At 50.3% G+C, this 24,825-nt stretch carries 21 protein-coding genes, 1 tRNA gene and 4 pseudogenes; 17 read left to right on the forward strand and 9 right to left on the reverse strand.

Annotated features, from left to right (window positions below; translation table 11 throughout):
- Positions 1-388 precede the first annotated feature (388 nt).
- Genes dgcN through EH207_RS12235 form a run of 3 tightly spaced genes read left to right on the forward strand, consistent with a single transcriptional unit; the run spans position 389 to position 3,269 of the window.
- On the forward strand, positions 389-1,390 hold the full coding sequence (gene dgcN, locus EH207_RS12225; RefSeq protein WP_137714237.1) for an N-acetyltransferase DgcN: 1,002 nt from the start codon (positions 389-391) through the stop codon (positions 1,388-1,390).
- Positions 1,387-2,367, forward strand: a complete 981-nt coding sequence (dgcA, locus tag EH207_RS12230) for an N-acetyl-D-Glu racemase DgcA (protein WP_137714238.1) — start codon at positions 1,387-1,389, stop codon at positions 2,365-2,367. The genes dgcN and dgcA overlap by 4 nt, the downstream gene beginning before the upstream one ends.
- 41 nt (positions 2,368-2,408) lie before the next feature.
- Positions 2,409-3,269, forward strand: a complete 861-nt coding sequence (locus tag EH207_RS12235; protein ID WP_137714239.1) for a D-amino-acid transaminase — start codon at positions 2,409-2,411, stop codon at positions 3,267-3,269.
- A gap of 78 nt (positions 3,270-3,347) precedes the next feature.
- Here the strand turns inward: EH207_RS12235 and EH207_RS12240 are convergent, their stop codons facing one another.
- Positions 3,348-5,798 (reverse strand): DUF3772 domain-containing protein, encoded by a 2,451-nt coding sequence (locus EH207_RS12240; protein WP_137714240.1) that lies wholly within the window; start codon positions 5,796-5,798, stop codon positions 3,348-3,350.
- 377 nt (positions 5,799-6,175) lie between these two features.
- On the opposite strand from EH207_RS12240, the gene EH207_RS12245 reads away from it, so the two are divergent.
- A tRNA-Arg gene (locus tag EH207_RS12245) sits at positions 6,176-6,252 on the forward strand.
- On the opposite strand, the gene EH207_RS12250 is transcribed toward EH207_RS12245, so the two are convergent.
- Both EH207_RS12250 and EH207_RS12255 read right to left on the reverse strand, forming a co-directional pair.
- Complete coding sequence (locus tag EH207_RS12250) at positions 6,223-7,158, reverse strand: IS110 family RNA-guided transposase (RefSeq protein ID WP_137714241.1); 936 nt, start codon at positions 7,156-7,158, stop codon at positions 6,223-6,225. The genes EH207_RS12245 and EH207_RS12250 overlap by 30 nt on opposite strands.
- Positions 7,159-7,208: 50 nt before the next feature.
- Positions 7,209-7,715 (reverse strand): annotated as a pseudogene (locus EH207_RS12255) (transposase); the annotation flags it as partial.
- A gap of 443 nt (positions 7,716-8,158) precedes the next feature.
- On the opposite strand from EH207_RS12255, the gene EH207_RS12260 reads away from it, so the two are divergent.
- A complete protein-coding gene (locus tag EH207_RS12260) occupies positions 8,159-8,497 on the forward strand; it encodes a hypothetical protein (RefSeq protein WP_137714242.1) in 339 nt (112 codons plus the stop codon).
- Positions 8,498-8,602: 105 nt separating this feature from the next.
- Here the strand turns inward: EH207_RS12260 and EH207_RS12265 are convergent, their stop codons facing one another.
- Entirely contained in the window at positions 8,603-8,875 is a 273-nt protein-coding gene (locus EH207_RS12265) for a hypothetical protein (protein ID WP_137714243.1), read from the reverse strand.
- 65 nt (positions 8,876-8,940) lie between these two features.
- On the opposite strand from EH207_RS12265, the gene istA reads away from it, so the two are divergent.
- Positions 8,941-10,113: an IS21 family transposase gene (gene istA / locus EH207_RS12270; protein WP_009113448.1), complete on the forward strand. Its 1,173-nt coding sequence runs from the start codon at positions 8,941-8,943 to the stop codon at positions 10,111-10,113.
- The gene (gene istB / locus EH207_RS12275) at positions 10,113-10,907 is read left to right on the forward strand and encodes an IS21-like element helper ATPase IstB (RefSeq protein WP_137712891.1); all 795 of its coding nucleotides are present in this window, start codon (positions 10,113-10,115) and stop codon (positions 10,905-10,907) included. The genes istA and istB overlap by 1 nt, the downstream gene beginning before the upstream one ends.
- A 45-nt stretch (positions 10,908-10,952) precedes the next feature.
- Here the strand turns inward: istB and EH207_RS12280 are convergent.
- A pseudogene (locus tag EH207_RS12280) lies at positions 10,953-12,176 on the reverse strand (IS4 family transposase); the annotation flags it as partial.
- A 460-nt stretch (positions 12,177-12,636) separates the two neighbouring features.
- Here EH207_RS12280 and EH207_RS12285 point away from each other — a divergent pair.
- Positions 12,637-12,816: pseudogene (locus EH207_RS12285) on the forward strand (hypothetical protein); the annotation flags it as partial.
- 92 nt (positions 12,817-12,908) lie between these two features.
- Here EH207_RS12285 and EH207_RS12290 read toward each other — a convergent pair.
- A complete protein-coding gene (locus EH207_RS12290; RefSeq protein WP_137714244.1) occupies positions 12,909-13,220 on the reverse strand; it encodes a PTS sugar transporter subunit IIA in 312 nt (103 codons plus the stop codon).
- A gap of 485 nt (positions 13,221-13,705) precedes the next feature.
- Here EH207_RS12290 and EH207_RS12295 point away from each other — a divergent pair, with 485 nt between their 5' ends.
- From EH207_RS12295 to ybcJ, 3 genes are all read left to right on the forward strand, one after another.
- Positions 13,706-15,253 carry a sensor domain-containing diguanylate cyclase gene (locus EH207_RS12295; protein WP_137714245.1) on the forward strand — a complete coding sequence of 516 codons (1,548 nt, stop codon included), beginning with the start codon at positions 13,706-13,708 and terminating at the stop codon, positions 15,251-15,253.
- Between the two features lie 115 nt (positions 15,254-15,368).
- Positions 15,369-16,232, forward strand: a complete 864-nt coding sequence (gene folD, locus EH207_RS12300) for a bifunctional methylenetetrahydrofolate dehydrogenase/methenyltetrahydrofolate cyclohydrolase FolD (RefSeq protein ID WP_137714246.1) — start codon at positions 15,369-15,371, stop codon at positions 16,230-16,232.
- 37 nt (positions 16,233-16,269) lie between these two features.
- Positions 16,270-16,482 (forward strand): ribosome-associated protein YbcJ, encoded by a 213-nt coding sequence (gene ybcJ, locus EH207_RS12305; RefSeq protein ID WP_137714247.1) that lies wholly within the window; start codon positions 16,270-16,272, stop codon positions 16,480-16,482.
- Positions 16,483-16,621: 139 nt separating this feature from the next.
- On the opposite strand, the gene cysS is transcribed toward ybcJ, so the two are convergent.
- Together cysS and EH207_RS12315 are read right to left on the reverse strand one after the other, a co-directional pair.
- Positions 16,622-18,007: a cysteine--tRNA ligase gene (gene cysS / locus EH207_RS12310; protein ID WP_137714248.1), complete on the reverse strand. Its 1,386-nt coding sequence runs from the start codon at positions 18,005-18,007 to the stop codon at positions 16,622-16,624.
- 219 nt (positions 18,008-18,226) lie between these two features.
- Positions 18,227-18,649 (reverse strand): DoxX family protein, encoded by a 423-nt coding sequence (locus EH207_RS12315; protein ID WP_137714249.1) that lies wholly within the window; start codon positions 18,647-18,649, stop codon positions 18,227-18,229.
- 184 nt (positions 18,650-18,833) lie between these two features.
- Here EH207_RS12315 and ppiB point away from each other — a divergent pair, with 184 nt between their 5' ends.
- The 6 genes and pseudogenes from ppiB to EH207_RS18415 form a co-directional block, all read left to right on the forward strand.
- Positions 18,834-19,328, forward strand: coding sequence for a peptidylprolyl isomerase B (gene ppiB / locus EH207_RS12320; protein WP_137714250.1), 495 nt, complete (start codon positions 18,834-18,836; stop codon positions 19,326-19,328).
- A 12-nt stretch (positions 19,329-19,340) separates the two neighbouring features.
- Positions 19,341-20,063 carry a UDP-2,3-diacylglucosamine diphosphatase gene (gene lpxH, locus EH207_RS12325; RefSeq protein ID WP_137714251.1) on the forward strand — a complete coding sequence of 241 codons (723 nt, stop codon included), beginning with the start codon at positions 19,341-19,343 and terminating at the stop codon, positions 20,061-20,063.
- Between the two features lie 204 nt (positions 20,064-20,267).
- Positions 20,268-20,777, forward strand: a complete 510-nt coding sequence (gene purE, locus EH207_RS12330) for a 5-(carboxyamino)imidazole ribonucleotide mutase (RefSeq protein ID WP_137714252.1) — start codon at positions 20,268-20,270, stop codon at positions 20,775-20,777.
- Positions 20,774-21,847 (forward strand): 5-(carboxyamino)imidazole ribonucleotide synthase, encoded by a 1,074-nt coding sequence (gene purK, locus EH207_RS12335; RefSeq protein ID WP_137714253.1) that lies wholly within the window; start codon positions 20,774-20,776, stop codon positions 21,845-21,847. Before purE ends, purK begins: the two co-directional genes overlap by 4 nt.
- Positions 21,848-22,270: 423 nt before the next feature.
- Entirely contained in the window at positions 22,271-23,554 is a 1,284-nt protein-coding gene (locus tag EH207_RS12340; RefSeq protein WP_137714254.1) for an HAAAP family serine/threonine permease, read from the forward strand.
- A 132-nt stretch (positions 23,555-23,686) separates the two neighbouring features.
- Positions 23,687-23,868, forward strand: a pseudogene (locus EH207_RS18415) (serine dehydratase beta chain); the annotation flags it as partial.
- Positions 23,869-23,998: 130 nt separating this feature from the next.
- Here the strand turns inward: EH207_RS18415 and pstB are convergent.
- The gene (gene pstB / locus EH207_RS12350) at positions 23,999-24,814 is read right to left on the reverse strand and encodes a phosphate ABC transporter ATP-binding protein PstB (RefSeq protein ID WP_137714255.1); all 816 of its coding nucleotides are present in this window, start codon (positions 24,812-24,814) and stop codon (positions 23,999-24,001) included.
- Positions 24,815-24,825: the final 11 nt, after the last annotated feature.

A 24,825-nucleotide genomic window follows, 5' to 3' on the forward strand; every position in this document is an offset into this window, starting at 1 on the left:
AAAAATTGCGTTGCTTTATTTTGGTGCCCCATAATAAGTCAACTCACCAAATTAGCGCATTTCCTGTCTTTTACAAAAATATAAATAATCATTTAAAATCAAATAGTTAAAAAATATCACATTATAAATTACCATCTCGTTTTTATAAAAAACCGCCACATTTTAAAAAAAACACAAACTGAAAAACTTAATGCTTAATAAAGACTGAATTGTAGTTTTTAATATTACAAAAATGATTAAATTACAGTTCTTATAACTTAATAATTATTGATATTGACAATAATATATTCATCATTATTATCAGTTTTAAATTCACAGCAATGATCAAATTATTTTTGCAAAAAGCGATCTTTCAATCAACGCTTCCTAATATTTATGAGGGTAAATAATGGATATCAAAAAACCTTATTTGTTATTCTTGGGGGATGCACACGATCAGTTGGCCGCCAAGGTTGCAATCGGCATTAAACAATGGCACCCGGAATATTGTGTCGGGCAGTTTCGAATGAATGGCTGCCAAGCTGACTGCGATCTGCCCGATATGGATATCAGCGCCGCTCGTGCAGCAGGCGCGAAAACGCTGGTAATTGGCGTTGCCAACCGCGGCGGCATTATTTCGAAACAGTGGATTGCCGTACTGAGCCAGGCATTGGAAAGCGGCATGGATCTGGCGGCGGGCCTGCACAATCGTTTGTCTGATGTTCCAGAACTCAGAGAATTAGCAGCCAAACTCGGCCGTTCGCTGTTTGACGTGCGTCATCCTTCACAGACATTTCCGGTCGCCAACGGACGCAAACGCTCAGGTAAACGCCTATTACCGGTTGGTACTGACTGCTCCTGCGGCAAGATGTATACCGCGCTGGCAATCGAAAAAGAAATTCTATCCCGCGGCGGCAACGCCACATTCCGGGCAACGGGACAAACCGGGATTCTGATCAGCGGTTCCGGCGTGAGTATTGACGCGGTAGTGTCCGATTTCATCGCGGGTGCGGTTGAAACGCTCTCTCCCGCCAATGACGAGAACCACTGGGATGTTATCGAAGGCCAGGGTTCATTGTTTCACCCTTCCTTTGCCGGCGTCACAACCGGCATCATCCACGGCGCTCAACCGGATGCGCTGGTGCTATGCCATGAACCGACACGCAAAACCATGCGGGGCGTCGATTATCCTATCCCTGATTTAGCCGCCTGCATGGACCTGAATCTGTCGATGGCAAAGTTGACTAACCCTAATGCGCGCTTTGTCGGCATTTCAATCAACAGCGCCGTTCTCAGCGAAGAAGAAGCATTGCCGTTAATGGCTGAACTTGAGAAGAAATTCGGCTTGCCTGTTGTGGACCCGTTCCGCCAGGGAGTAGGACGTATCGTTGACCAATTGGCTGACCTATGACCGACATTAAAATATCCCATGAAAGCTGGCCGCTACAGGGTACATTTACCATTTCGCGCGGCAGCAAAACCCAGGCCGATGTCGTTGTCGTCACCTTGCGTTCTGGTGAAACCACAGGCTATGGCGAATGTGTGCCCTACGCACGTTACGGAGAATCCATAGAAAGCGTGATGGCACAAATTGCTGCGCTGAGCAGCGATATCCGTAACGGACTCGATCGCGAAATGCTGCAAACCCGTCTACCGGCGGGCGCGGCGCGTAACGCGATTGACTGCGCATTCTGGGATTTGGCGTGCAAACAGCACCGCCAGCGAATTTGGCAACGCCTGAATCTGGCCGAACCGGAAGTCTTGGAGAGCGCCTACACGCTCTCGCTGGATACCCCGGAGCGCATGCATCAGGCGGCGCAAAGCAACGCCAACCGCCCACTGCTCAAGCTGAAACTGGCGGACAAAGACGATTTGGCCAGGGTCGCCGCGGTACGTCGCGGCGCGCCGTCTGCACGCTTAATCGTCGATGCCAATGAAGGCTGGGATGTGAGTCTCTATTTGAAACTGGCGCCGGAACTGGCCGCGCTGGGCGTGACCATGATCGAACAGCCCTTGCCTGCCGGAAAAGACGGCGTGCTGGCGGACCTGCCGCATCCGATACCGATCTGCGCTGATGAATCCTGCCATGACAGCCACTCTCTAAAAGCCATAGCCGGTTGTTACGACATGATAAACATCAAGCTGGATAAAACCGGCGGACTCACCGAAGCATTGCGTCTACGCGCCAGTGCGCATCAGGCGGGTATGCGGATTATGGTCGGTTGTATGGTGGGGACTTCGCTGTCTATGGCGCCTGCTTTTATCGTGGCTCAAGGGGCAAACGTTGTCGATTTGGATGGCCCACTTTTATTGCAGCGCGACCGTACTGACGGATTGCGTTACAACGGCAGCGAAATACATCCGCCAGAAGCGGCGCTGTGGGGCTAAATGCGTTAATCTGCATTGAACGACTAGTAAGGAGTGTGTTGATGCAACGTCTTGTTTATGTTGATGGGCAGTATGTTAGAGAAAATGAAGCGAAGGTGTCGATTTTTGACCGTGGTTTCCTCTTTGCAGATGCTGTCTATGAAGTGACTGCCGTCGTTAATGGCAAGTTAGCGGAATTTGATGGTCATATTGGGCGTCTGCAACGTTCCTGCCGTGAACTGTCTCTTACGCTGCCAGTCACGCCAGCTGAGCTGAAGCATATTCACCATGCGCTGATTGAGAAAAACAATCTGACGGAAGGCGCCATTTACTTGCAGCTAAGCCGCGGCAACGCTGGCGATCGTGATTTCCATTTCCCGTCGGCGGATGTGAAACCCACGCTGGTGCTGTTTACTCAGGCGCGCGCCATTTTGGACAACCCGAAAGCCAAAACCGGTCTGCATGTCGTTACCAGCCCTGATATCCGCTGGCATCGCCGGGACATTAAAACGGTCGGTCTGCTAGCTGCGTGCATGGCGAAAGACTATGCACATCGCCACCACGCGGATGATGCTTTCATGGTAGAAAACGGCTTCATCACCGAAGGCAGTTCATGCAACTGCTATATCGTGCTGCATGACAATACCGTGGTGACGCGCCCGCTGAGCAACGACATCCTGCACGGTATTACCCGCCATTCGCTGTTGAAACTGGCGGCAAGCGACGATATTAAATTGGAAGAACGGTTGTTCACCCCGGACGAAGCCTATCACGCCACGGAGATCTTCATCAGTTCAGCGACCACTTTCGTCTTACCTGTCGTCACGCTTGACGGCAAAACGATTGGCGATGGAAAACCTGGTCCGGTAACCCGTCGGCTGAGGGAAATCTATATTGAGATGGTGAAGCAACAGGTTATGTGATGTAACACCCTTGTCATCGGCATGAAGATGACGCCCGTTACCCGGCATTTTGCCGGGTAATTATTGCGTTGAATTTGATTACGACCGCAGATCCATTTCAACATTATCCGGCAATGTGGCGGCCTGATTTTCCAATACCATTCTTTGAGGCACGGCTAAAGGAATGCTCGCAGAACGCAGCCGTTTGATAATTTCAAACAACAGATCGCTTTTCGCGCCGGCAACCAGACGCGGACTGCTGACATACCCCGTCACACTCAACACCATACCCGTCGGGGTTAGCTGACTGAATGAGACAGAGGGCGCTGGCGCATCCAGAATCGCCTCATGCTCCTGGTAGGCATCCAGCAGAATGGTTCTGACTTCTTCGGGATCGGTATCCAACGGAAACGTCAGCGCCATCGTCGCGACACCGAGGGCATTTCCCATTGTAATGTTGCGCACATTTTGCGAAATAAACTGTGAATTAGGCACGATAACCGTTGAACGGTCACCCAGTTGAATCTCCGTCGCCCGCACATTGATTCGCCGGATATCCCCTTCCACACCGCTGATATTCACCAGATCGCCCACCTTGACCGGACGTTCGGTCAGCAGAATCAAGCCTGAGATAAAGTTTTTTACGATTTCCTGTAGGCCAAAACCGATCCCCACCGACAGCGCACTGACAATCCACGCCAGCTTATTCCATTGAATCCCCAACGTTGCCAACGTCAGCAGGATAATGAGGATATAACCTATATTGCTGAACAAGGTCACCAACGACGCACGGATACCACGATCCATCATCGTTTTGGGGAGAAAATCCTCTTCCAGCCAACGCTTCGATGAGCGTAAAACATAGACGCCAACCAACAGAAAAAGAACCGCATTCACCAAATGGGCAGGCACAATGCTCACTGTTTCCAGCCCCTTGCCTCCCCACAGTTCAACGGCTTTTTGCACCAGCGACAGCGGCGTTGTGGTGCCAAAGGTGCCGTTCAGCAAGGCCACCGCCGCCATCAGAATCAAAAATACTTTGCCCGCGGCGGAAAGCAGCGCCGTTGCCTGCTCTAAATGCCGATCGTCAAGATTGAGCGAGTTTTTAATGCGCCGACCGCTGGCATTATTGGGTGAAAATACGCTTTCACAGATATCGGTAAGAAATGTTGAAAACAGATAAAGGCAGGAAAACACCATACCGACCCAGATCAACTCATAAGTCAGGAAACGGGCCAGCGAGATATAACCAATCACCAGTGAAAGCAGTACCGAGAACGAAATAACCAGTACGCCAAGGTGGATTATCCCTGCCAATGTGGAGCGCGCTTCAGGCTGCGCACCGTCACGTACCATTTGGCGCCGGATTTGATCGCTTTTTAACGCAATGCCGCCGGTGGTCAGCGCCAGAAAAAGTGCAGAGAGCCCATTGACCATGATAGTGGCTGCCACGGATGTTCCCACGGTGGCCGTAATCTGTTCGATAACGCCAAACACCAGAATCAACACTGCGGCAATCATCGGAAAAGGCTTCATTGCCTTGGCAACCGGATTGGCGATCGCAGGCAACCGCCAGGATGGTCGTTGATTCGAGAGAAACGCCCGGCCCAGCCCGGCAATCATCGAACAAAACACCACCAGTTGCGCCAGGGTAGCCAGAAAAGCCTCTACTCGCTCAGCCGATTCGCCATGACGAGTAAACGTGAAATCCACTACATTTGCGGCAATGCCGATCGTCAACACCGTAGACATCACGCTCGCCGTTGCCAGAAAACTTCGTCTTAACCGTCCTTCCGGCAACAGATGTATCCCGGCCCAAGCCAGATACTTATCCAGATAACGGCGCCCGGCGGTGACCAAAACTGCGGCGATTAACAGCAGAAACAGGGAACCATATCGCCAGCCAGGTTCCCAGGAAACCAGGAATGCCTGACTCAACTGATCTTTGAATACACCGAGCCGCCGCTGATCTTCCTCTTGCGGCGTCACAATCGGTGACCAAAAACGCGCGCCTAAAATACTGCCGGAATTTAATGCCAACTGGGTTTTTAAGGCATTACGGCGCAAAGTAATAATCTGTGCGGAAAGGTTCGACGCACTGGTCCGCAGCGCCTGAATTTGTTCAACCTGCGCATCCAGCTTCGCCTTCTCAGCGTTCAGGTTGCTGCGCTTGCGGGTGACCTCAGTAGTTTCGTTGATGGTGGAACCAGACTCCGGCGCCGGCCCAAGAACGTCCAGTTGCGTCTGCAATTGCGCACCGATGGGCGCGACAGCCGCAGAAAGGTCATCGGCACTGTTGACCAGTTGCAGCGTGGTGTCGCTCAACGCTCCGAACTTGCTATCGGTGTTGGCACTTGACACCTGCTGCTTAATGCTATCCAGTTGCTTTTGCAGCTTCACCAATTCAGCATCAATATTTATTTTCACGGGCGCATCAGACTGTGTAGTCGGCGGATCGGTATCTGATCCAGCCGCAGCAACATATCCGACAGGCAATATAAACATCGCCAACAAACAAATACGCAATAATACGGATAACAATGTATGCATAAATCGAAAAATTCCCAAGTTCGACAGAAATTGCGGGGGTTCCCAACAACAGTAACCGTGCCGGACAACCCTGTATTGTCATTTGTTCATATTTTAGTGTACCAACGCCATGTTATGGCGAATACGCCTGAGCAAAACTTACAGATGATTTCCGAAGCGGCATAGCAGAGAAGGATGAATGATAACCTCTTCTCATCATTCTGCATGAGTGAAGCTCACAGCTGTGTGAAAAAAACGCAAACGACAGCAAGTCAGGTCAAAGCTGTACAGGGATTCGCCGTATAGCGTAAATCGCCCCCTAATCCGTTGACTCACCAAGGTGTGTGGGTATAATCCAGCCCACTGTCATCTTACTGACAGTCTAATCATTTCCCAACGCGCCCTTAGCTCAGTTGGATAGAGCAACGGCCTTCTAAGCCGTAGGTCACAGGTTCGAATCCTGTAGGGCGCGCCATAATTTCGTCTTTTGACGTCTGTTAATTGCCAGGCTTGTATCGGTGCCGTAACGGGTTAAAAGACATGATGCGGCTTCGTAGATAAGCGTGCGTGTCATTCTGTTACCCTGTTTTGATATCCCCCCATTTCTGTCCACCTCACCGGATTGATATTTCCTCGGCGTTAATCCGAGAAAAGCGCCAGCATCACTGACACGTCTGAAGCGTGAAGGATCATCAATTGATGTTTTAAAACTTAATGCTGTCAGAACACCCACACCCGGAATAGATTGTAATATCTGACAAACAGGATCTTTTCGGGCAATTTTTTCCAGCTTTCTTATCTGCCCGGAAAGATGTTCCCGGGTATCCAGCAGCATAATAACTGTAGGTTTAACGGTTTCCAGTGAAGGTGATGATTCAAGAATTGCTCGTTCAAAAACGCTGTTTTTTCCAGGAGGAAGAACAACGCCGAATGTTTTCAGGAGCCCGCGGATCTGATTCGTTACGGCAACCCTGAGCAGAACCAGCTTTTCCCGACTGGTAAGAATGAGTCTTTGCTGATGCCATTCAAGACTTTTGACATGTACTGGTTTGTACCAACCGGAAAGAACCAGCCTTGCGATACCAAAAGCATCATTTTGATCGGTTTTATTCAACTGCATCGACAAAGCGGCATGAACGTGCCGGGCGTGGATACAGTCAACGTCCAGGCCAAAATTCTTGAGCGAATGGTAAAGCCAGACACAAAGCGGCCCGGTTTCCAGCCCCACTTTCGACTTATCAAATCCTTCAGAAAAGAGATAATCAGCTATAACACCAGGATGCATATCGACGTTAACCGTACAAATTTTATTACCGTTATGAGCTATGACGCAGATGCTTGTTTTCTTTTGAGAAACATCAAGTCCAATGAAGGTTGTCATGGCAGCCACCTCAGATATCACATGCCGGGATCATTTTAAGATTACAGCATGTGGTCGAACTTAAAGCCTTTTACGTTACGCAGATACAAAAAGCACAGACAAAATCCCCAGTTGCGCTGGCTGTCAGTGATACGGAGCAGCCAGTCGGCAATAACGGCATTTTCTTCATTCAACTGAGGTTGATAGCGATAGCAACTTTCGCTGGCAACAAACAACTGGCAGGCAAAACGTATGCTGATATTTCGGCTTCTGACCGCGTCCTGTGCTATCTGCTTTCGATGAGATGGCTTCACCACTTTTTTTTCCATGGCCTCCTGAATAATTTCGGCTTTGAGCCGTTCTTCGGCATACATCTTTTTGAGGCGGCGGTTTTCGTCTTCCAGCTCTTTCAGACGGACCATCATGGAGGCATCCATCCCGCCAAAACGTGAACGCCACTTATAGAAACTGGCACTGCTCATGCCATGCTCGCAACACAATTTAGCCACCGGTGTTCCTGCTTCGGCAAGCTTGAGAATGGCCATGATCTGGCTGTCGGTAAAACGTGATTTTTTCATAGAAATCTCCCCAGTTCAGATTACGAGAAAACTCTACTTATAGACACACCGGTTTTCGGGGGGATTACCATTGGGGATGTCAATCATCGCTGAACAAAAAATCTTTAAATAAAAACAATCCTCTACTCCCCAGCATCGAATCCCGAAGGTAAAAATACTTTCATATCAATACATTATAAAAATGCAATAACACGAATTGATTTGATAGGTACAAGTTACGAAACAATCCTGCAATTTTTTCATTCTCCAGCCCACTCATAAAAGTATTCAGTGTGCCTCAGGAGAATGTAATGCAAACAAAGATTAACGGCCGGATCTACCGACGCCACATCGCTAGTGCACATTTTCACGGCCAGCTAGTTCAATTGGTATTGCTGGTCGCTGTTTTTCCCACTTTTCATGTGCCGGTATAACGAGTTAAGCCACCAGTAACTGAGGTCGTCATGAAAATCGACAAAGAAAAGCTAAATCAGGCTCAGGATATTGCCAAGCAAGCGTTGGAACAGCGTTGCAAAACCAGATGGTGGCTAGCAATGAAGTATCTTGAACGAGCGTATGGGTTCAACACCGGGGAAGACCCATTTCGCTCGACGGATAAAAAAGGAGCGACGCTGGATAGCGTCGACATTCCCCCCAAGGTGACCATGAATACCTTGCTAAAGAGGCTAATGATTGAAATCCTAATCGTTTTAGCAATCATGACTGTGCTATCCCTCATGATTGCTGGTGTTTTCCACATTTGTGAAATTTTCACGTCCGAAGATATCTCGATAAGATTATGAATTTACGAAGAATTAACGTAAAAAACCGTTAACGAGATTGAGTCGTTTACACCTATGAATCTTGCTGGGACGGCTAACACGTCTTGATTCAGGTTAACAAACCGATTATTTCATTACACTATCCGCTGAAAATTGAACATCACACCCATTGATGTTTAAGCCTTGCGAAGCCACCAGAGACATGCCGCTGACAGACAGCGTTTTTCCAGACATTGTGTTATCAGCAATGGCTATTGATGACGAAGACACATAAACCAGGCACTCTCCTGTCACCCCTCCCAACGTACCAGATAGTGTCACACACCTCACCTCACGGATACCGGCTATTGAATGATCACCTGCTGTCAGCGCCAGTGATATAAGACGGTAATTCACCATTTGGCTTGTCCGCTCCACCCAACATGTTGTTTCCTTGAGGTTCTCACACCAGAAAGGACATCAGCATGCTGAGCAGAGAGGACTTTTACATGATAAAGCAAATGCGCCAGCAGGGTGCGTATATTGTCGATATTGCCACTCAGGTGGGTTGTTCTGAGCGAACCGTCAGACGGTACCTGAAATACCCGGAACCTCCGGCCAGAAAAACACGCCACAAAATGGCTAAACTCAGGCCGTTCATGGACTATATCGACATGCGTCTGGCAGAGAACGTCTGGAACGGCGAGGTCATCCTCGCGGAAATCAAAACGATGGGTTATACCGGCGGCCGCTCCATGTTGCGTTACTACATCCAGCCCAAACGTAAGATGCGGCCATCGAAGAAAACAGTTCGCTTCGAAACCCAGCCCGGCTACCAGCTCCAGCATGACTGGGGGGAAATTGAGGCTGAGGTTGCCGGACAACGATGCAAAGTTAGCTTCGCGGTTAACACGCTGGGGTTCTCCCGCCGCTTCCATGTCTTCGCCGCACCAAAGCAGGATGCTGAGCATACCTATGAGTCTCTGGTTCGCGCCTTCCGCTACTTCGGCGGCAGCGTGAAAACCGTGCTGGTCGATAATCAGAAAGCCGCGGTGCTGAAAAATAACAACGGGAAAGTGGTGTTCAACTCCGGGTTCCTGCTGCTGGCCGACCACTATGGCTTCCTGCCACGGGCCTGCCGCCCGCGAAGGGCCAGAACCAAAGGTAAGGTGGAACGGATGGTGAAATACCTCAAGGAGAACTTCTTCGTCCGGTACCGCCGGTTCGACAGCTTCGCCCATGTTAATCAGTTACTGGAGCAGTGGATGGCTGACGTTGCTGACCGACGGGAACTTCGCCAGTTCAGGCAGACACCGGAACAGCGCTTCACGCAGGAACAGGAGCATCTTCAGCCGTTACCGGATACTGACTTCGATACCAGCTACTTCGATATCCGCCATGTCTCCTGGGATGGCTATATCGAGGTTGGCGGAAACCGTTACAGCGTACCGGAAAGCCTTTGTGGTCAGCCGGTCTCAATACGGATCTCGCTGGATGATGAGCTGCGGATCTACAGTAATGAGCAGCAGATGGCATCGCACCGGCTCTGTTCGGCTTCATCCGGCTGGCAGACCGTGCCGGAGCATCACGCCCCGCTCTGGCAGCAGGTCAGTCAGGTGGAACATCGCCCGCTAAGTGCGTATGAGGAGCTGTTGTGATGCACGAACTGGAGGCACTGCTGGGTCGTCTGAAAATGGAACATCTGGGCTACCACGTCGAAAGCCTGCTGGAGCTGGCGGCCAAAAAAGAGCTGAACTACCGCGAGTTCCTGTGTATGGCGCTGCAACAGGAATGGAACGGGAGACATCAGCGAGGTATGGAGTCTCGGCTAAAACAGGCACGGTTCCCGTGGGTCAAAACGCTGGAGCAGTTCGACTTCGGCTTCCAGCCAGGTATAGATCGTAAGATCGTCCGGGAACTGGCCGGGCTGGCGTTCGTGGAGCGCAGCGAGAACGTGATCCTGCTGGGGCCGCCAGGTGTGGGTAAAACCCACCTGGCAGTAGCACTCGGGGTAAAAGCGGCTGATGCTGGTCACCGGGTGCTGTTCATGCCACTGGATAAGCTGATCGCCACACTTATGAAGGCAAAGCAGGAAAACCGGCTGGAAAAACAGCTACAGCAGCTTGGTTACGCCCGGGTGCTGATACTGGATGAGATAGGCTATCTGCCAATGACCCGCGAGGAGGCCAGTCTGTTCTTCCGGTTGCTGAACCGTCGGTATGAGAAAGCAAGTATCGTACTGACGTCAAATAAAGGGTTCGCCGACTGGGGAGAGATGTTCGGCGATAACGTGCTGGCAACGGCAATCCTGGATCGGCTGCTACACCACTCAACCACACTGAACATCAAAGGAGAAAGCTACCGGTTAAAGGAAAAACGCAAAGCCGGAGTGCTGGCAAAAAACGCCACGCCAATCAGTGATGATGAAATGGCGGAAAGTGGGCAACATTAATGACCAATAGCGGACATTAAAAATGGCGAAAAACGGCCAACAATCCTGGCGTTGACATTCAAGATCACCCATCAACTCCGGGATTCGCCCCGGTGAAGCGCCCTGCAGGGTCATCAGCATTCTCATTACCATTCCGCATGACTCTTAGAAGCTCAGCTGATTCGGCCAGTATCCTTTCAGATGTCCCGCCATTTTTATCATCTGATATCTCACCAGATTATACGCCAGTAATACCCCCCACAGTTCCTGCTCCACAAGCTCCGGCTTTTTACTTCTCAGCGTCAGCCTGCTCAGCTGCATCGTCTGTTTTATCTCCCTGTATCCCAGTTCGATCTCCCAGCGATGACTGTACAGGTCTGCCATTTCTCCACCGGGGTAACGCATGGCGTCCGTCATCGACGTTAGCAGATGGACGACTTTTCCTTTGCGCGTCACGGTCAGCAAACGAGCTGTCATCTCATTTCCCAGACCCGGCCACTTTTTTCGTGCCTGTGGACTGGTTTTCAGCTTCACCAGATGGTCGCCTTTACCCAGTTTTCCGACCTCTTCATACTGAGCTCCCTTTCTGAGAGCAAGCATCCAGTGGCGGTGCTCTCCCGCCTGGCTCCAGGCATTTAACAGCCCCAGTGAGTAATAGCCTTTATCCATTAACGTCAGGGTGTTATCTCCGGTTTGCTCTATAAGTTGCTCAGCGAGCTCATTTTCGCTGTTTTTCATTGTGCCGAAGGCAGCTGCCGTCAGCAGATGGCTGGTCAGCTCCATCTGACAGACCATTTTTACCTGCGGGTAGAGTCCTGGTTTCCCGCCATGCGTCTGGCGGGGGAAGGCGATATCGTTTTCTGGCGTGTCCGGTGTTCGCCAGAACACACCATCGATGGCCAGCAGGGTCAGGCCGCACCAGTGCGGATGCGGCGTGGCGTTATGCCAGAGCTGCGCTGTTTGCGTGAACACGCGGCGGACGGCCTCGCTTCGCAGACGCTGACGGGCCTGGATCACAGCGCTGGGTGCGACAAAGGGACGACGGCCCGGCAGCATGATGTCCAGCCGATTAACGAGCTGATGGAGGGGTTCTTTACGTTCAAGGGCCATACCGACGATACACCAGACCATCATTTCCAGCGGCAGACGACGTTTGCGCAGGGTGACGGTGCCGGCTTCGGCAAGACAGCGGGAAATGAGTTCCGGGTTCAGATAATCACCCAGAGAAGTCAGCGGGTTACGCAGAGAATCGTAACGGGATACCAGATCAAGAGCCTGTCCAATGTGCATAAAAAAATCCGGAAACGGGTGAGCATTTCCGGATTCTTACACAGCCACTGGATCGGTCAACCGATCCTTAACTGATCGGCATTACACCAATGTTGAGGTTTTTTGTTGCAAGTGTATAAATTTTTTCAACGCCGTATATGCGATATGTGCGCATGTAAACATGCCGGGACGGAGCCATGAATTTCTCAGCAATTTCCGCCTAACTCTTCCCTTCGGTAACGGTATCACCACGCGTTAAACCGCTGGTCTTATTGTCACATGCAGTCACCTCAGATAAATATCTGCCATTAAAATTAAACTGGCCTCGAACGTTGCAATATTGGGCGCCATGTCTCAGTAGCGTTCCGCCTTTCTGACCTAGTGGGAGCGAAGCTGCAAAATGCGACATCTGACTTTGTTGAACTGGATCTGAGTAAAAGTCACTCACCTGTGAAATGGTTGCTATAGCAAATACCCGTTGATAATTCAGGGAGTGGGGATGTTGACACAGGATCAGACTTTTGATGACAGGGACGAGTGGCGTTTGCTGGCTGACGAGCTTTCCCTGTTACCGGACATGACCGATACGGGGCGTTTAGGATTTGCCATTCAACTAAAATTCAGACAGGTACAAGGCCATTATCCTGACTCAATAAACAAAGACGGTAACATGACCACGCGTTCCCTTGCGAATGTAAAGCCTTTCATTTTTCACGCGAAATGGCGTTGAGTTTAATCGATGACCTTTTCATTTTATTTTACGCCACACACCTCTTTCCTAAGTGCAATAATCTCTTCGGCCAGTTCGCGGCAAAGAATTGCGTTCATCAAGTGATCCTGCGCATGCACCACAATGAGGTCGAGGGGCGTTTTTTCCTTATCCTGACCACCAATGAACCTTTTTTGGATAAGTTGCGCCTTACTCAACGCCATCGCCGCCATTTTCAGTAATTGATCGACCTGTTCCCATTCTCCTCTGCGGGCCGAACGAAGCGCCTCCATTGAGCAGGAACGTGTTTCTCCAGATTTAACAATAAGTTCGATCATCCGAGTTTCCACATCCATTTCTTTTTCCCCTGAATTAAAAATCGCTGTCAAGTCACCTTTTCATCGATCGGACGATCCTTGTTATATCCAATAAATCCTAAATTGCAGGTAGATGGCAAATACGTCGACGGCCTGATTGATAACAGACCCCTTTATCTTATTGCCAATAACAGCCAGCCAATTAAATATAGAATATAAATTTATATTTGTTGCAGAAAATCATAATGTTAAATGTTATTTTCAATCATATTGACCTGAAAGTAATCATCACCCACCCGGAAAGCGCGCCGATGAAAGATATTGAAGCATCGCCATCCCATTGAAAGTCCTATCCGTCTAGATCCTCCATTCATGCCCAAGAGACGTGACTTTTTTCACACTTAACGCACGGCTATTAACACTATTTTTCTGTTGATCATTTTCTCAGTACAAAAGACATATGAGATGCCAAGAGAGTCTACACTTATCGTTATTACATATTCCGGCTAAGGATGCGCGATAAGATGAAAGTGAATCTTGAAGCCGATCTCAAGAATTTACGTATTCCTCTGCAACGGCTAATGATCCTTTTTATGATTTTTATCATCACTACCGTTATGATGCTGAATGGGTGGGCAGTATTTAATACTTATAAACAACTTATTGAATCTACACAAAAAAATGCAAAAAACCTCTCGCTGTCGCTTGCCCGGCAAGCCGAAGACACGTTCCTGCAAGTTGATATTTTGCTCCAGGACATCCAGGAGAGGATTAACGGGGATGGCATATCCCCTACTCAACTACTCCGCCTGAGAGAGATTCTTCATAACCGTAAAACCACCCTGCCGCAATTACACGGCATATTTATTTATGATGCCCACGGGAACTGGCTTGTTACCTCCAGCGAGAAAATACCCTCGAACGCCAATAATGATGACCGTGAATATTTCAAATATCATCAAAATAACATCAGTAAGGATATACACATCGGCAGCGTACTGAAGAGCCGCTTAACGGACGATCTGATCATTCCGGTTTCAATGAGAATCAACAACCCTGATGGAAGTTTTAACGGCGTTCTGCTTGCCACCATCTCACTGAGTTATTTCCGGCTGTATTACGGCTATTACTCCCTGGGAAATATGGATGTGCTCGCCATTATGCTTTCCGATGGCAATATTCTTTACGGCCGTCCTTATGACGACACTTATATTAACCGCGATGTATCAAATGGCCCGCTCTTTTCAGGACGTCTGAAACAGTCGGAAAGTGGTACGGTAACGTTTATTTCCAACCTCGATCATATTGAACGCATCTATGGTTATACCCGCCTGAAGCGTTATCCCATCTTGATTGCCGCCGGCTACGATCGTGAGCAAGTATTGGATAAATGGCGAACGGACAGCCTGGTTTATGGCACCATCACGCTGATTCTCCTGCTTACGATAGTCGTTCTCGGCCTTTTGATGCTGAAACAGATAAAGATCAATCTGAAAAGCCAGTTCGACTTGACCGTCGTGCGCGATGAGCTCACCACGGTCAATCATACGCTGCATACGCTGGCGCTGTTCGACGGATTAACCGGATTGGCCAACCGAAGGCAGTTCGATATTTTGCTGCAACAAACCATGCTGCGCTCTGCTGAAATGTCCACCCCCATGGCATTGGTCATGATCGATGTCGATTCATTCAAAAAATATAACGATTACTACGGGCACGTGGCCGGTGACGAGTGCCTGCGTAAAATTGGCGCCGTGTTGAACGCCATGCCTCGACGTATCGACGATTTGGTCGCGCGTTATGGCGGTGAAGAGTTTGCCATCATTATTGCGGACACCAGCGAAGAAGGGGCGTTGACCCTTGCCCAACGTGCGCTGGATCTCGTTCGGCAAAAGAGGATACCCCATGAACTGACGTCGTATTCTGAAAAAATCGTGACCATCAGTGCTGGCGTCCATGTTTTTACTGCCGAAATCCCCCTGCCCGATCCAGAATGGGTAATCAACATCGCCGACGAAGCGCTTTACCGAGCCAAACACGCTGGCAGAAACTGCGTTATGGTCAATTCATAATGGCGAAAATAGCCTCACTGACTCAATTTATGTTTACGCAATGCCTGACAGCAAGCGCCGCTTCTGACAAAATAGCACCATCTTCCGTACTCAATACTGATGGATCTCATCTCAGATGGCAGCAAAGATTATTGATGGTAAAACGATTGCGCAGCAGGTTAAAAACGAAGTCGCTGCGCAGGTAAAGCAGCGTCTGGCAGCGGGAAAACGTGCGCCGGGGCTGGCCGTTGTCCTGGTCGGTGAAAATCCGGCCTCACAGATTTACGTTGCCAGTAAACGCAAAGTTTGCGAAGAAGTCGGCTTCATTTCCCGCTCTTATGATTTACCCTCGACAACCACCGAGCCGGAATTACTGGCGCTTATTGATAAACTGAACGCGGACGAAACGATTGACGGCATTCTGGTTCAGCTTCCTCTGCCGGAAGGAATTGATAACACCAACGTCATTGAGCGTATTGCGCCGAATAAAGATGTCGACGGTTTCCATCCGTATAACGTCGGCCGCCTGTGTCAGCGCGCTCCTCTGCTACGCGCCTGTACGCCCCGCGGCATCATCACGCTGTTGGAACGCTACAAGATCGATACCTTTGGCCTGAACGCAGTGGTTGTCGGCGCCTCCAATATCGTTGGCCGTCCGATGAGTCTGGAACTGCTGCTGGCAGGCTGTACCACTACCGTGGCGCACCGTTTCACAAAAAATCTGCGCCATCACATTGAAAACGCCGACCTGCTGGTGGTTGCCGTCGGCAAACCGGGTTTTATTCCGGGCGAGTGGATCAAACCCGGCGCGATCGTGCTGGATGTGGGGATCAACCGCCTGGAAAATGGCAAAGTGGTCGGCGATGTGGAATTTGAAACCGCCCAGGAAAGAGCCTCTTATATCAGTCCGGTGCCGGGCGGTGTTGGACCGATGACGGTCGCCACCCTGATTCAGAACACGTTGCAGGCTTGCGAAGAATATCACGATAGCGCCGAATAATCGGCCGTCTATATAAACACCTATAAATCAGGATGTTATGAACACTTTTCATCTCGAAAACCACCCGTATGTCGAACTGTGCGACCTGTTGAAACTCTTGGGCTGGAGTGAGAGCGGCGCGGCGGCCAAACTGTCTATCGCGGCAGGTGACGTGACCGTTGACGGGCAGACCGAAACGCGCAAACGCTGCAAGATTGTCGCCGGACAAAAAGTTGAGTTTGCCGGCGAGACGGTAGAAGTCGCGGCCTGATATTCCAGATAAAAATTGCCAGGCGCGATTTTCACCGACGACAGTGACGGGCAGAGACGGCCCGTCATAAAAAAGCCCGCCGATGCGATTCACCTGCGGGCTTTTCGTTTACTGAAGATAATGAAACCAGGGTAACGGATTATTTACGTCGCCAGATCGTTCCCTGCGGCCCGTCTTCCAGAATGATACCGAGCTCGTTCAATCTATCGCGGGCCTGATCCGCCAACGTCCAATCTTTGGCTGCTCTGGCGTCTTTACGCTGTTTGATCAACCCTTCAATTTCTCTGACTTGGTCGTCATTCGCCTGTGCGCCGCTTTGCAGGAAGACTTCCGGCTCCTGTCCCAAAAGACCAAGTACGTTAGCCAACTTGCGCAACGCCGATGCCAACTGATTCGCCGCATGCGGATCTTCCGTTTTAAGCCGGTTAACATCGCGCGCCATATCAAACAGCACGGAGTAGGCTTCCGGCGTATTGAAATCGTCGTTCATGGCTTCACGAAAGCGAGCTTCAAACGCGTCGCCCCCCTGTGCTGCCACGCGGCTATCCGTGCCACGCAGCGCCGTATATAAACGCTCCAGCGCCGAACGCGCTTGTTTAAGATTCTCTTCGCTGTAATTTAACTGGCTGCGGTAGTGACCCGACATCAGAAAGTAACGCACGGTTTCCGGATCGTAATAGGCGAGAACATCACGCACGGTAAAAAAGTTATTCAGCGATTTCGACATTTTTTCCCGGTCAACCATCACCATGCCAGAATGCATCCAAAAATTCACATAAGGCCCGTCATGCGCGCTACTGGACTGGGCAATCTCGTTTTCATGGTGCGGAAACATCAGGTCTGAGCCGCCGCCATGAATATCGAAATGCTCACCCAACTGTTTACAGTTCATGGCCGAACATTCGATATGCCAGCCTGGTCGACCTGCTCCCCACGGAGAAGGCCAGTGCGGTTCACCCGGCTTGGACATTTTCCACAGTACAAAATCCATCGGGTTACGTTTGACCTCGGTAATCTCTACGCGTGCGCCCGCCTGCAATTGACTGAGATCCTGGCGGGATAACGCGCCGTAACCCGGTGCGGTATCTACCGAAAACATCACGTCGCCGTTTGAGGCGACATAGGCATGGCGGCGTGCAATCAGTTTTTCAACCAGCGCAATAATTTCGGCAATATGGCGAGTCGCACGCGGCTCCGCATCCGGACGCAAAATATTCAGCGCATCAAAATCAGCATGCATTTCCGCAATCATTCTGCTGGTCAGTTGCTCGCTGGTTTCACCGTTCTCCGTCGCGCGCTTGATAATTTTATCGTCAATATCGGTGATATTTCGCACATATTTCAGTGAGTATCCCAAATAACGCAAATACCGGGCCACCACGTCGAACGCCACAAAAGTACGCCCGTGACCGATATGGCACAGGTCATAAACGGTGATCCCGCACACATACATCCCCACTTGACCAGCGTGGATAGGTTTGAATTCCTCTTTTTGGCGACTCAGCGTATTAAAAATCTTTAGCATCGGGGCATTCCAGGTGTTCGCAGGATAGGTGAATCATCGTTCGCTGTCAGCGTGAATAGCATCAATATGCTAAGGGCCTCGCAACCCTAACGGCGTATTGAAACCTGAACCCCCTTCTATTGCAAGACTGATACGGCGGAATAAGCAGATAATTGACAAGGGATAAAAATAATCAGGCCCGGAATCATCCGGGCCTGATCGATCCTGAACAATGTGATATCAGCGCCAGCGCGGGTTTGACATCACCGAGTATTTGCCACAACCGAGGAAGGCAATCGCAATACCGGCAAAGAAGAACACCGCCGCTGGTTCAACGGCCCATGCCCCGGTTTTCGCCAGCATGGTGAAACCGGCCGGGTTCGACAAGAGAACGGCAACAAACATGGTGAAGGAGAAAATCAATGCCGAAGGCCGGGTCAGAATCCCCAAAATCATCAGCACGGGAGTAATCACTTCACCAACATACACGCCATATCCAACAAAGGCCGGCACACCCGCCGCCGTGAGCATGCCTTTAATGCCGTCAATACCGCTGTGTATCTTGTGCCATCCGTGGAGCAACATCAGGATACTGAACGACGAACGAAGCAACAATTTTCCGAAATCGGGTTTATCTAATACTCGATTAATACTGTTCAGCATAACTCACCTGTCTATTTGCGCTATTAAGAGGAATAAGAATCATTCTCAGATTAATCCATGTCACAACCAAAGAAAAGGCCCTGCTGACTCGGCCAGCCAGTTATGTTATAAGGGCGCTCTTGATCGTTCACCGCGTTCGGTGAATAGCATTCTCTTTAATTATGGCTATCTGGGGTTCATTACTATGATTACGTTGCATACCAACCACGGCGATATCGTTATCAACACCTTCGCAGATAAAGCGCCGGTTACCGTAGAAAACTTTCTGAATTACTGCCGTAGCGGTTTTTACGACAACACTATTTTCCACCGCGTTATCAATGGGTTTATGATCCAGGGTGGCGGTTTCGCACCGGGAATGGAGCAAAAAAGCACCAACGCGACAATTAAGAATGAAGCCAACAACGGCCTGAAAAACACCCGCGGCACACTGGCGATGGCGCGTACCAACGATCCACATTCTGCCACGGCGCAGTTTTTTATTAACGTCGTCGACAACGACTTTCTGAACTTTCGCACGGAACGTGCCGATGGCTGGGGCTATTGCGTCTTTGCTGAAGTCACCGAAGGCATGGACGTGGTTGATAAAATTAAAGGCGTCGCGACCGGCCGCAGCGGTATGCATCAGGATGTGCCCAAAGAAGACGTGGTGATCACCCGCGTAACCGTCGGCGAGTAATCCCGGCAGACTATGGCGACGCTGTTTATTGCCGATTTGCATTTGAATCTTCACGAGCCGGCGATTACCGCCGGTTTTCTGCGTTTTTTACGTCATCAAGCCGTGAACGCGGATGCGCTTTATATTTTGGGCGATCTGTTTGACGCCTGGATCGGCGACGACGATCCGCAACCGCTGCACGCGACCGTTGCCGATGCCTTGTATGAACTGCATCAACAGGGTATTCCCTGCTATTTCGTACACGGCAATCGTGATTTTTTGATCGGCAAGCGCTTTGCCCGGCAAAGCGGGCTAACCCTGTTGCCCACGGAAACGGTGCTCGACCTGTATGGCCGGCAGGTGCTGATTTTACATGGCGATACGCTGTGTACCGACGATCCCGCGTACCAGACTTTCCGACGCCGGGTGCACAATCCTTTCATACAGCGCCTTTTCCTGCTTTTGCCCCTGCGCCTTCGACTCAACGTCGCTGAAAAAATGCGCTCAGCCAGTCGTAACGCCAATCAGCATAAATCCCCGCTGATTATGGACGTGAATCCTGAAGAGGTTATCCGCCGACTCCAGCACTATCAGGTTAACACCCTGATCCACGGCCATACCCACCGCCCGGCGATTCATCAGATCGTCAACGATCGCGTTAAAGCGCAACGTGCCGTGCTGGGCGCCTGGCACCATGAAGGCTCAATGATTAAAGTGACCGCGCAGGACATTGAACTGATCGTTTTTCCGTTGTGACGTGTCTGGTCAGTTAATGCTTTTCTTGCCATTAAGTTACGCCATTATCACGTCTGCGCTCTGCCGCCCAGCCATACGCAACCGTTTTCCTCGCCATAAGGTCATGGTATGCTCTACGCCCTCAACGCCAGAGCACCGTCTATCTGGCCGACGCACCGCTTATTCCGCGTCACGAACATGTAAAATCACAGGAGCTTTACAGGCATGTCATCCAACGTTGCCCCGGCTAAAATCGCCATCGTCATGGGTTCAAAGAGTGACTGGACCACCATGCAGTTTGCGGCAGAGATTCTCACCACGCTGAATATTCCTTTTCATGTTGAAGTTGTCTCCGCCCACCGCACACCCGATAAACTGTTCAGTTTCGCTGAACAAGCCGCCCGGAACGGTTTCGATGTGATTATCGCCGGCGCAGGCGGCGCGGCGCACTTACCGGGTATGCTGGCAGCCAAAACGCTGGTTCCCGTACTGGGAGTGCCGGTGCAAAGCGCCGCCCTGAACGGGGTTGATAGCCTGTATTCGATTGTTCAGATGCCACGCGGTATTCCAGTCGGTACGCTGGCTATCGGCAAAGCCGGCGCCGCCAATGCCGCACTGCTGGCCGCACAAATCCTTGCCTTGCATGATAGCGCCATCGCCACGCGTTTGGCTGACTGGCGGCAGAGCCAAACCGATGAAGTGCTTGCTAACCCCGATCCCCGGGAGGAAGCATGAAACCGGTTTGCGTGCTCGGTAATGGTCAACTGGGAAGAATGCTGCGTCAGGCTGGCGAACCTTTGGGCATTGCCGTTTATCCGGTGGGTCTGGATGCGGAACCGGAGTCTGTTCCGTTTCACAACAGTGTGATCACCGCCGAAATCGAACGCTGGCCGGAAACCGCGCTGACGAGTGAACTGGCCGCGCACGCCGCGTTCGTCAACCGTGACATTTTCCCGCGTCTGGCCGATCGCCTTACACAAAAACAGCTGTTGGATGCGCTGAGTCTGGCGACCGCCCCCTGGCAATTACTTGCCAGTGAGGAAGAGTGGCCGCATATCTTTGCCACTTTAGGTGAACTGGCTATCGTCAAACGCCGCGTGGGCGGTTACGACGGCCGAGGTCAATGGCGTTTGCGCGAAGGTGAACAAGACACGTTGCCCACCGACTGCTACGGCGCATGCATTGTTGAACAAGGCATTAACTTCTCCGGTGAAGTGTCATTGGTTGGCGCGCGCAACGCTCATGGTAAATGCGTGTTCTACCCGCTGACGCACAATCTGCATGAGGATGGCATTCTGCGCGCCAGCGTGGTTCTTCAACGGCCGATGCCTCAACTCCAGCAACAGGCCGAACAAATGCTATCGGCGATTATGAGCGAACTGGATTATGTGGGCGTCATGGCGATGGAATGTTTCATTGTGGGCGATCGCCTGCTGATCAATGAACTCGCGCCGCGTGTACACAACAGTGGACACTGGACGCAAAATGGCGCATCCATCAGCCAGTTTGAACTGCATCTGCGCGCCATTCTGGATCTGCCTATGCCAACGCCGGTGGTCGGCACCGCATCGGTAATGGTCAACCTTATCGGCAGCGCCGTGAATCTCGACTGGCTCTCGTTGCCACTGGTGCACCTGCACTGGTACGAAAAAGAGGTTCGTCCGGGGCGGAAAGTGGGACATTTGAACCTACAGGCTCAGAATAACGTTCAGCTTCAGCAAACATTGCAATCGCTGGCGGCCATGTTGACGGATGAATACCAAAGCGCTCTGCGTTGGGCGCAGGAAAAACTGTCTGCTGAATGAATCGCCCCGCCTCCAGGCAACGGATTTATCGTCTGTCTGGAGCATAAATAAATTTTTCTGTGTGACATCCTACTATTTGATGTTTATTATTCAGGCGATATTTTTAATAAAAGGCTTATTGCAGGTTATTTTTTACCCATCAGACATCAAATAAAGTATCAATTAAGAACGATTAAAGAGCGTTGAAATAAAGTATCAGAATTGATATTTCAATTTCCGAAAAAATTCTTTAGAATAATGACTTTTAATTCATTCACGTTATTGTCGCAATATTATTGTTTGACCCTATCAATATAGAATGCAGCCCTCGAAACAGTATTCGTTCATCGAAATAATTATATGTTTTGTTCATTTCTTATCCCTGTCGCGGCAACTTGCCGGTACTGGAATTTTTATATCTGTGTTCAATAAGGAGAAACTAACATGAGCACAATTCATGATAACAGCCACATTTTAGCGCGTGCTTCGGGCTGGCGTAAAAGCGATACGGTGTGGATGCTGGGCCTCTATGGTACGGCCATTGGCGCCGGTGTACTCTTTTTGCCGATAAATGCAGGGATTGGCGGTCTAATCCCATTAATTATTATGGCGATTATTGCTTACCCAATGACCTATTATTCCCACCGCGCTCTATGTCGATTTGTATTATCCGGCAAAAAAGGCGATGAAGATATCACCGAAGTTGTTGAAGAACATTTCGGCGTTGGTGCCGGTAAATTAATCACCCTGCTCTATTTTTTTGCCATTTATCCAATTCTTCTGGTTTACAGCGTTGCGATTACCAATACGGTAGATAGTTTTATTACCCACCAACTTCATCTGCCTTCACCGCCAAGAGCGGTGCTATCGTTAATATTAATTCTTGGCCTGATGTTCATTGTTCGCTTTGGCGAAGCCATGATCGTTAAGGCGATGAGTATTCTTGTTTATCCGTTCGTCGCCGTATTAATGACGCTGGCGTTATATTTGATCCCCCATTGGAATACCTCGATTTTTGAAAATGTTTCACTGGCGAAAAATGTTACTGGCAATGGTTTGCTGGCGACGCTGTGGCTGGCGATTCCTGTGATGGTTTTCTCCTTCAACCACTCACCGATCATCTCCTCTTTCGCCGTTGCCAAACGTAAAGAATACGGCGACAAAGCCGAGGAGAAATGCTCACGCATTCTGTCTTACAGCCACATCATGATGGTGCTGACAGTGATGTTCTTTGTCTTCAGTTGCGTATTGAGCCTGTCGCCTGCCGAACTGATGGAAGCCAAAATACAAAATATTTCCATTCTGTCTTATCTGGCTAACCACTTTAATAATCCAATCATGGGTTATCTGGCGCCGGTCATCGCCACTATCGCAATTTCCAAATCTTTCCTCGGTCACTATCTCGGCGCAGGCGAAGGCTTTAACGGCATGATCGTCAAATGCCTGCGCAGCAAAGGCAAAACCCTCTCCGCCACTAAACTGAACCGTATCACGGCGCTGTTCATGCTGATCACCACCTGGGGGGTCGCCACACTGAATCCAAGTATTCTGGGTATGATCGAAACCCTAGGCGGCCCGATTATCGCCTGCCTGCTATTTCTGATGCCGATGTATGCCATTCAGAAAGTGCCGGCAATGAAAAAATACAGCGGCCAAATCAGTAACGCTTTTGTCACCATCATAGGGCTAATCGCCATCAGCGCGATCGTTTACAGCCTGTTTGGTTAATGCCATTCCGCTCTGATTGGCTTATTTCAACGCCGGTACGCAACGCAAACTACCGGTGTTTTGAAGAAAGCCGCTATGGTCGGCGTATTTGATATGTTCAAAATTGATATCGGTCCATCCGGTTAACATACCGTGGGGCCGATGAAAGCTGGCAAAATGTCTACGGACGCTCTGATCGGCAAATTGCTTATTTCATCGGTGACGAGCATCGTGGTGGATGTGTATGGCTCACAGTCCCTGAAACAGGCCAAGGCCGCCATACCGATATCGCCATTATCGTGGGACTGGCGTGTAAGCTGCCGGAAAGCGTCGATGCGGCGGGTTGGCGATTAGCGTTGTGCTGTCGAATAAACCGCTCGCAGTTTATCAACGGTTTTTTAAATGACACGGACAATTGGCGACCTGCGTCAATTATCTTGATCCGCCAAAAAAATAAAATACGGCTTAACCAAAGCGCCCGGTAATATAATCTTCCGTTCCCCGTTGGGAAGGGGAGGTAAATAAATCGTCCGTCTGATTATATTCTATCAATTTCCCCTGATTGATAAACGCGGTGTAATCGGAAACGCGCGCGGCCTGCTGCATATTATGGGTTACCAGCACCAGCGTAAAATGCTGCCTGAGTGCGCCGATCAGTTCTTCAACCACCAGCGTTGAAATAGGATCGAGCGCCGAGGTAGGCTCGTCAAGCAGTAAGATTTCCGGTTCAATGGCAATGGCGCGGGCAATGACCAACCGCTGCTGCTGACCGCTGGAAAGCGTTAATGCGTTATCGCCCAGCCGATCTTTTACTTCATGCCACAACGCCGCCGCACGCAACGCCTGCTCCACCGCTTCATCCAATAAACGGCGATCCCGCAGCCCCTGTAATCGCAGGCCGTAAATAACGTTTTCATAAATGGATTTAGGAAACGGATTGGGGCGCTGGAACACCATGCCCACCCGACGGCGCAGCACCGCGACATCCAGTTGAGGATCGTTTATCGGCATGCCATGCAGCCAGATATCTCCTTCCGTCCGGCAGTTATCGACCAGATCGTTCATGCGGTTGAAGCAACGCAGCAAAGTCGACTTGCCACAACCGGAAGGGCCGATCAGCGCCGTCACCTGATTTTTAGGAATCCGCAGTGAAATGTCGTTCAGTGCCTGTTTCGTGCCGTAAAACAGATTGAGATGCTCCACGGCCAACGCGGTCTGCTCATCGCTTAGCTGGTGAACATCCAACGGCGGCAACCTTTCCCTCTGCGTCTTTAACCTCATAACCTCGCCTT

Origin of the sequence: Brenneria rubrifaciens (assembly GCF_005484945.1) — a bacterium.
Classification (GTDB): Bacteria; Pseudomonadota; Gammaproteobacteria; order Enterobacterales; family Enterobacteriaceae; genus Brenneria; species Brenneria rubrifaciens.

Excerpts from the sequence above, each read along its gene's own strand:
- dgcN (WP_137714237.1), top strand. The coding sequence starts at position 389 with ATGGATATCAAAAAACCTTATTTGTTATTCTTGGGGGATGCACACGAT.
- dgcA (WP_137714238.1), top strand. The coding sequence starts at position 1,387 with ATGACCGACATTAAAATATCCCATGAAAGCTGGCCGCTACAGGGTACA.
- EH207_RS12235 (WP_137714239.1), top strand. The coding sequence starts at position 2,409 with ATGCAACGTCTTGTTTATGTTGATGGGCAGTATGTTAGAGAAAATGAA.
- EH207_RS12240 (WP_137714240.1), bottom strand. The coding sequence starts at position 5,798 with ATGCATACATTGTTATCCGTATTATTGCGTATTTGTTTGTTGGCGATG.
- EH207_RS12250 (WP_137714241.1), bottom strand. The coding sequence starts at position 7,158 with ATGACAACCTTCATTGGACTTGATGTTTCTCAAAAGAAAACAAGCATC.
- EH207_RS12260 (WP_137714242.1), top strand. The coding sequence starts at position 8,159 with ATGAAAATCGACAAAGAAAAGCTAAATCAGGCTCAGGATATTGCCAAG.
- EH207_RS12265 (WP_137714243.1), bottom strand. The coding sequence starts at position 8,875 with ATGGTGAATTACCGTCTTATATCACTGGCGCTGACAGCAGGTGATCAT.
- istA (WP_009113448.1), top strand. The coding sequence starts at position 8,941 with ATGCTGAGCAGAGAGGACTTTTACATGATAAAGCAAATGCGCCAGCAG.
- istB (WP_137712891.1), top strand. The coding sequence starts at position 10,113 with ATGCACGAACTGGAGGCACTGCTGGGTCGTCTGAAAATGGAACATCTG.
- EH207_RS12290 (WP_137714244.1), bottom strand. The coding sequence starts at position 13,220 with ATGGATGTGGAAACTCGGATGATCGAACTTATTGTTAAATCTGGAGAA.
- EH207_RS12295 (WP_137714245.1), top strand. The coding sequence starts at position 13,706 with ATGAAAGTGAATCTTGAAGCCGATCTCAAGAATTTACGTATTCCTCTG.
- folD (WP_137714246.1), top strand. The coding sequence starts at position 15,369 with ATGGCAGCAAAGATTATTGATGGTAAAACGATTGCGCAGCAGGTTAAA.
- ybcJ (WP_137714247.1), top strand. The coding sequence starts at position 16,270 with ATGAACACTTTTCATCTCGAAAACCACCCGTATGTCGAACTGTGCGAC.
- cysS (WP_137714248.1), bottom strand. The coding sequence starts at position 18,007 with ATGCTAAAGATTTTTAATACGCTGAGTCGCCAAAAAGAGGAATTCAAA.
- EH207_RS12315 (WP_137714249.1), bottom strand. The coding sequence starts at position 18,649 with ATGCTGAACAGTATTAATCGAGTATTAGATAAACCCGATTTCGGAAAA.
- ppiB (WP_137714250.1), top strand. The coding sequence starts at position 18,834 with ATGATTACGTTGCATACCAACCACGGCGATATCGTTATCAACACCTTC.
- lpxH (WP_137714251.1), top strand. The coding sequence starts at position 19,341 with ATGGCGACGCTGTTTATTGCCGATTTGCATTTGAATCTTCACGAGCCG.
- purE (WP_137714252.1), top strand. The coding sequence starts at position 20,268 with ATGTCATCCAACGTTGCCCCGGCTAAAATCGCCATCGTCATGGGTTCA.
- purK (WP_137714253.1), top strand. The coding sequence starts at position 20,774 with ATGAAACCGGTTTGCGTGCTCGGTAATGGTCAACTGGGAAGAATGCTG.
- EH207_RS12340 (WP_137714254.1), top strand. The coding sequence starts at position 22,271 with ATGAGCACAATTCATGATAACAGCCACATTTTAGCGCGTGCTTCGGGC.
- pstB (WP_137714255.1), bottom strand. The coding sequence starts at position 24,814 with ATGAGGTTAAAGACGCAGAGGGAAAGGTTGCCGCCGTTGGATGTTCAC.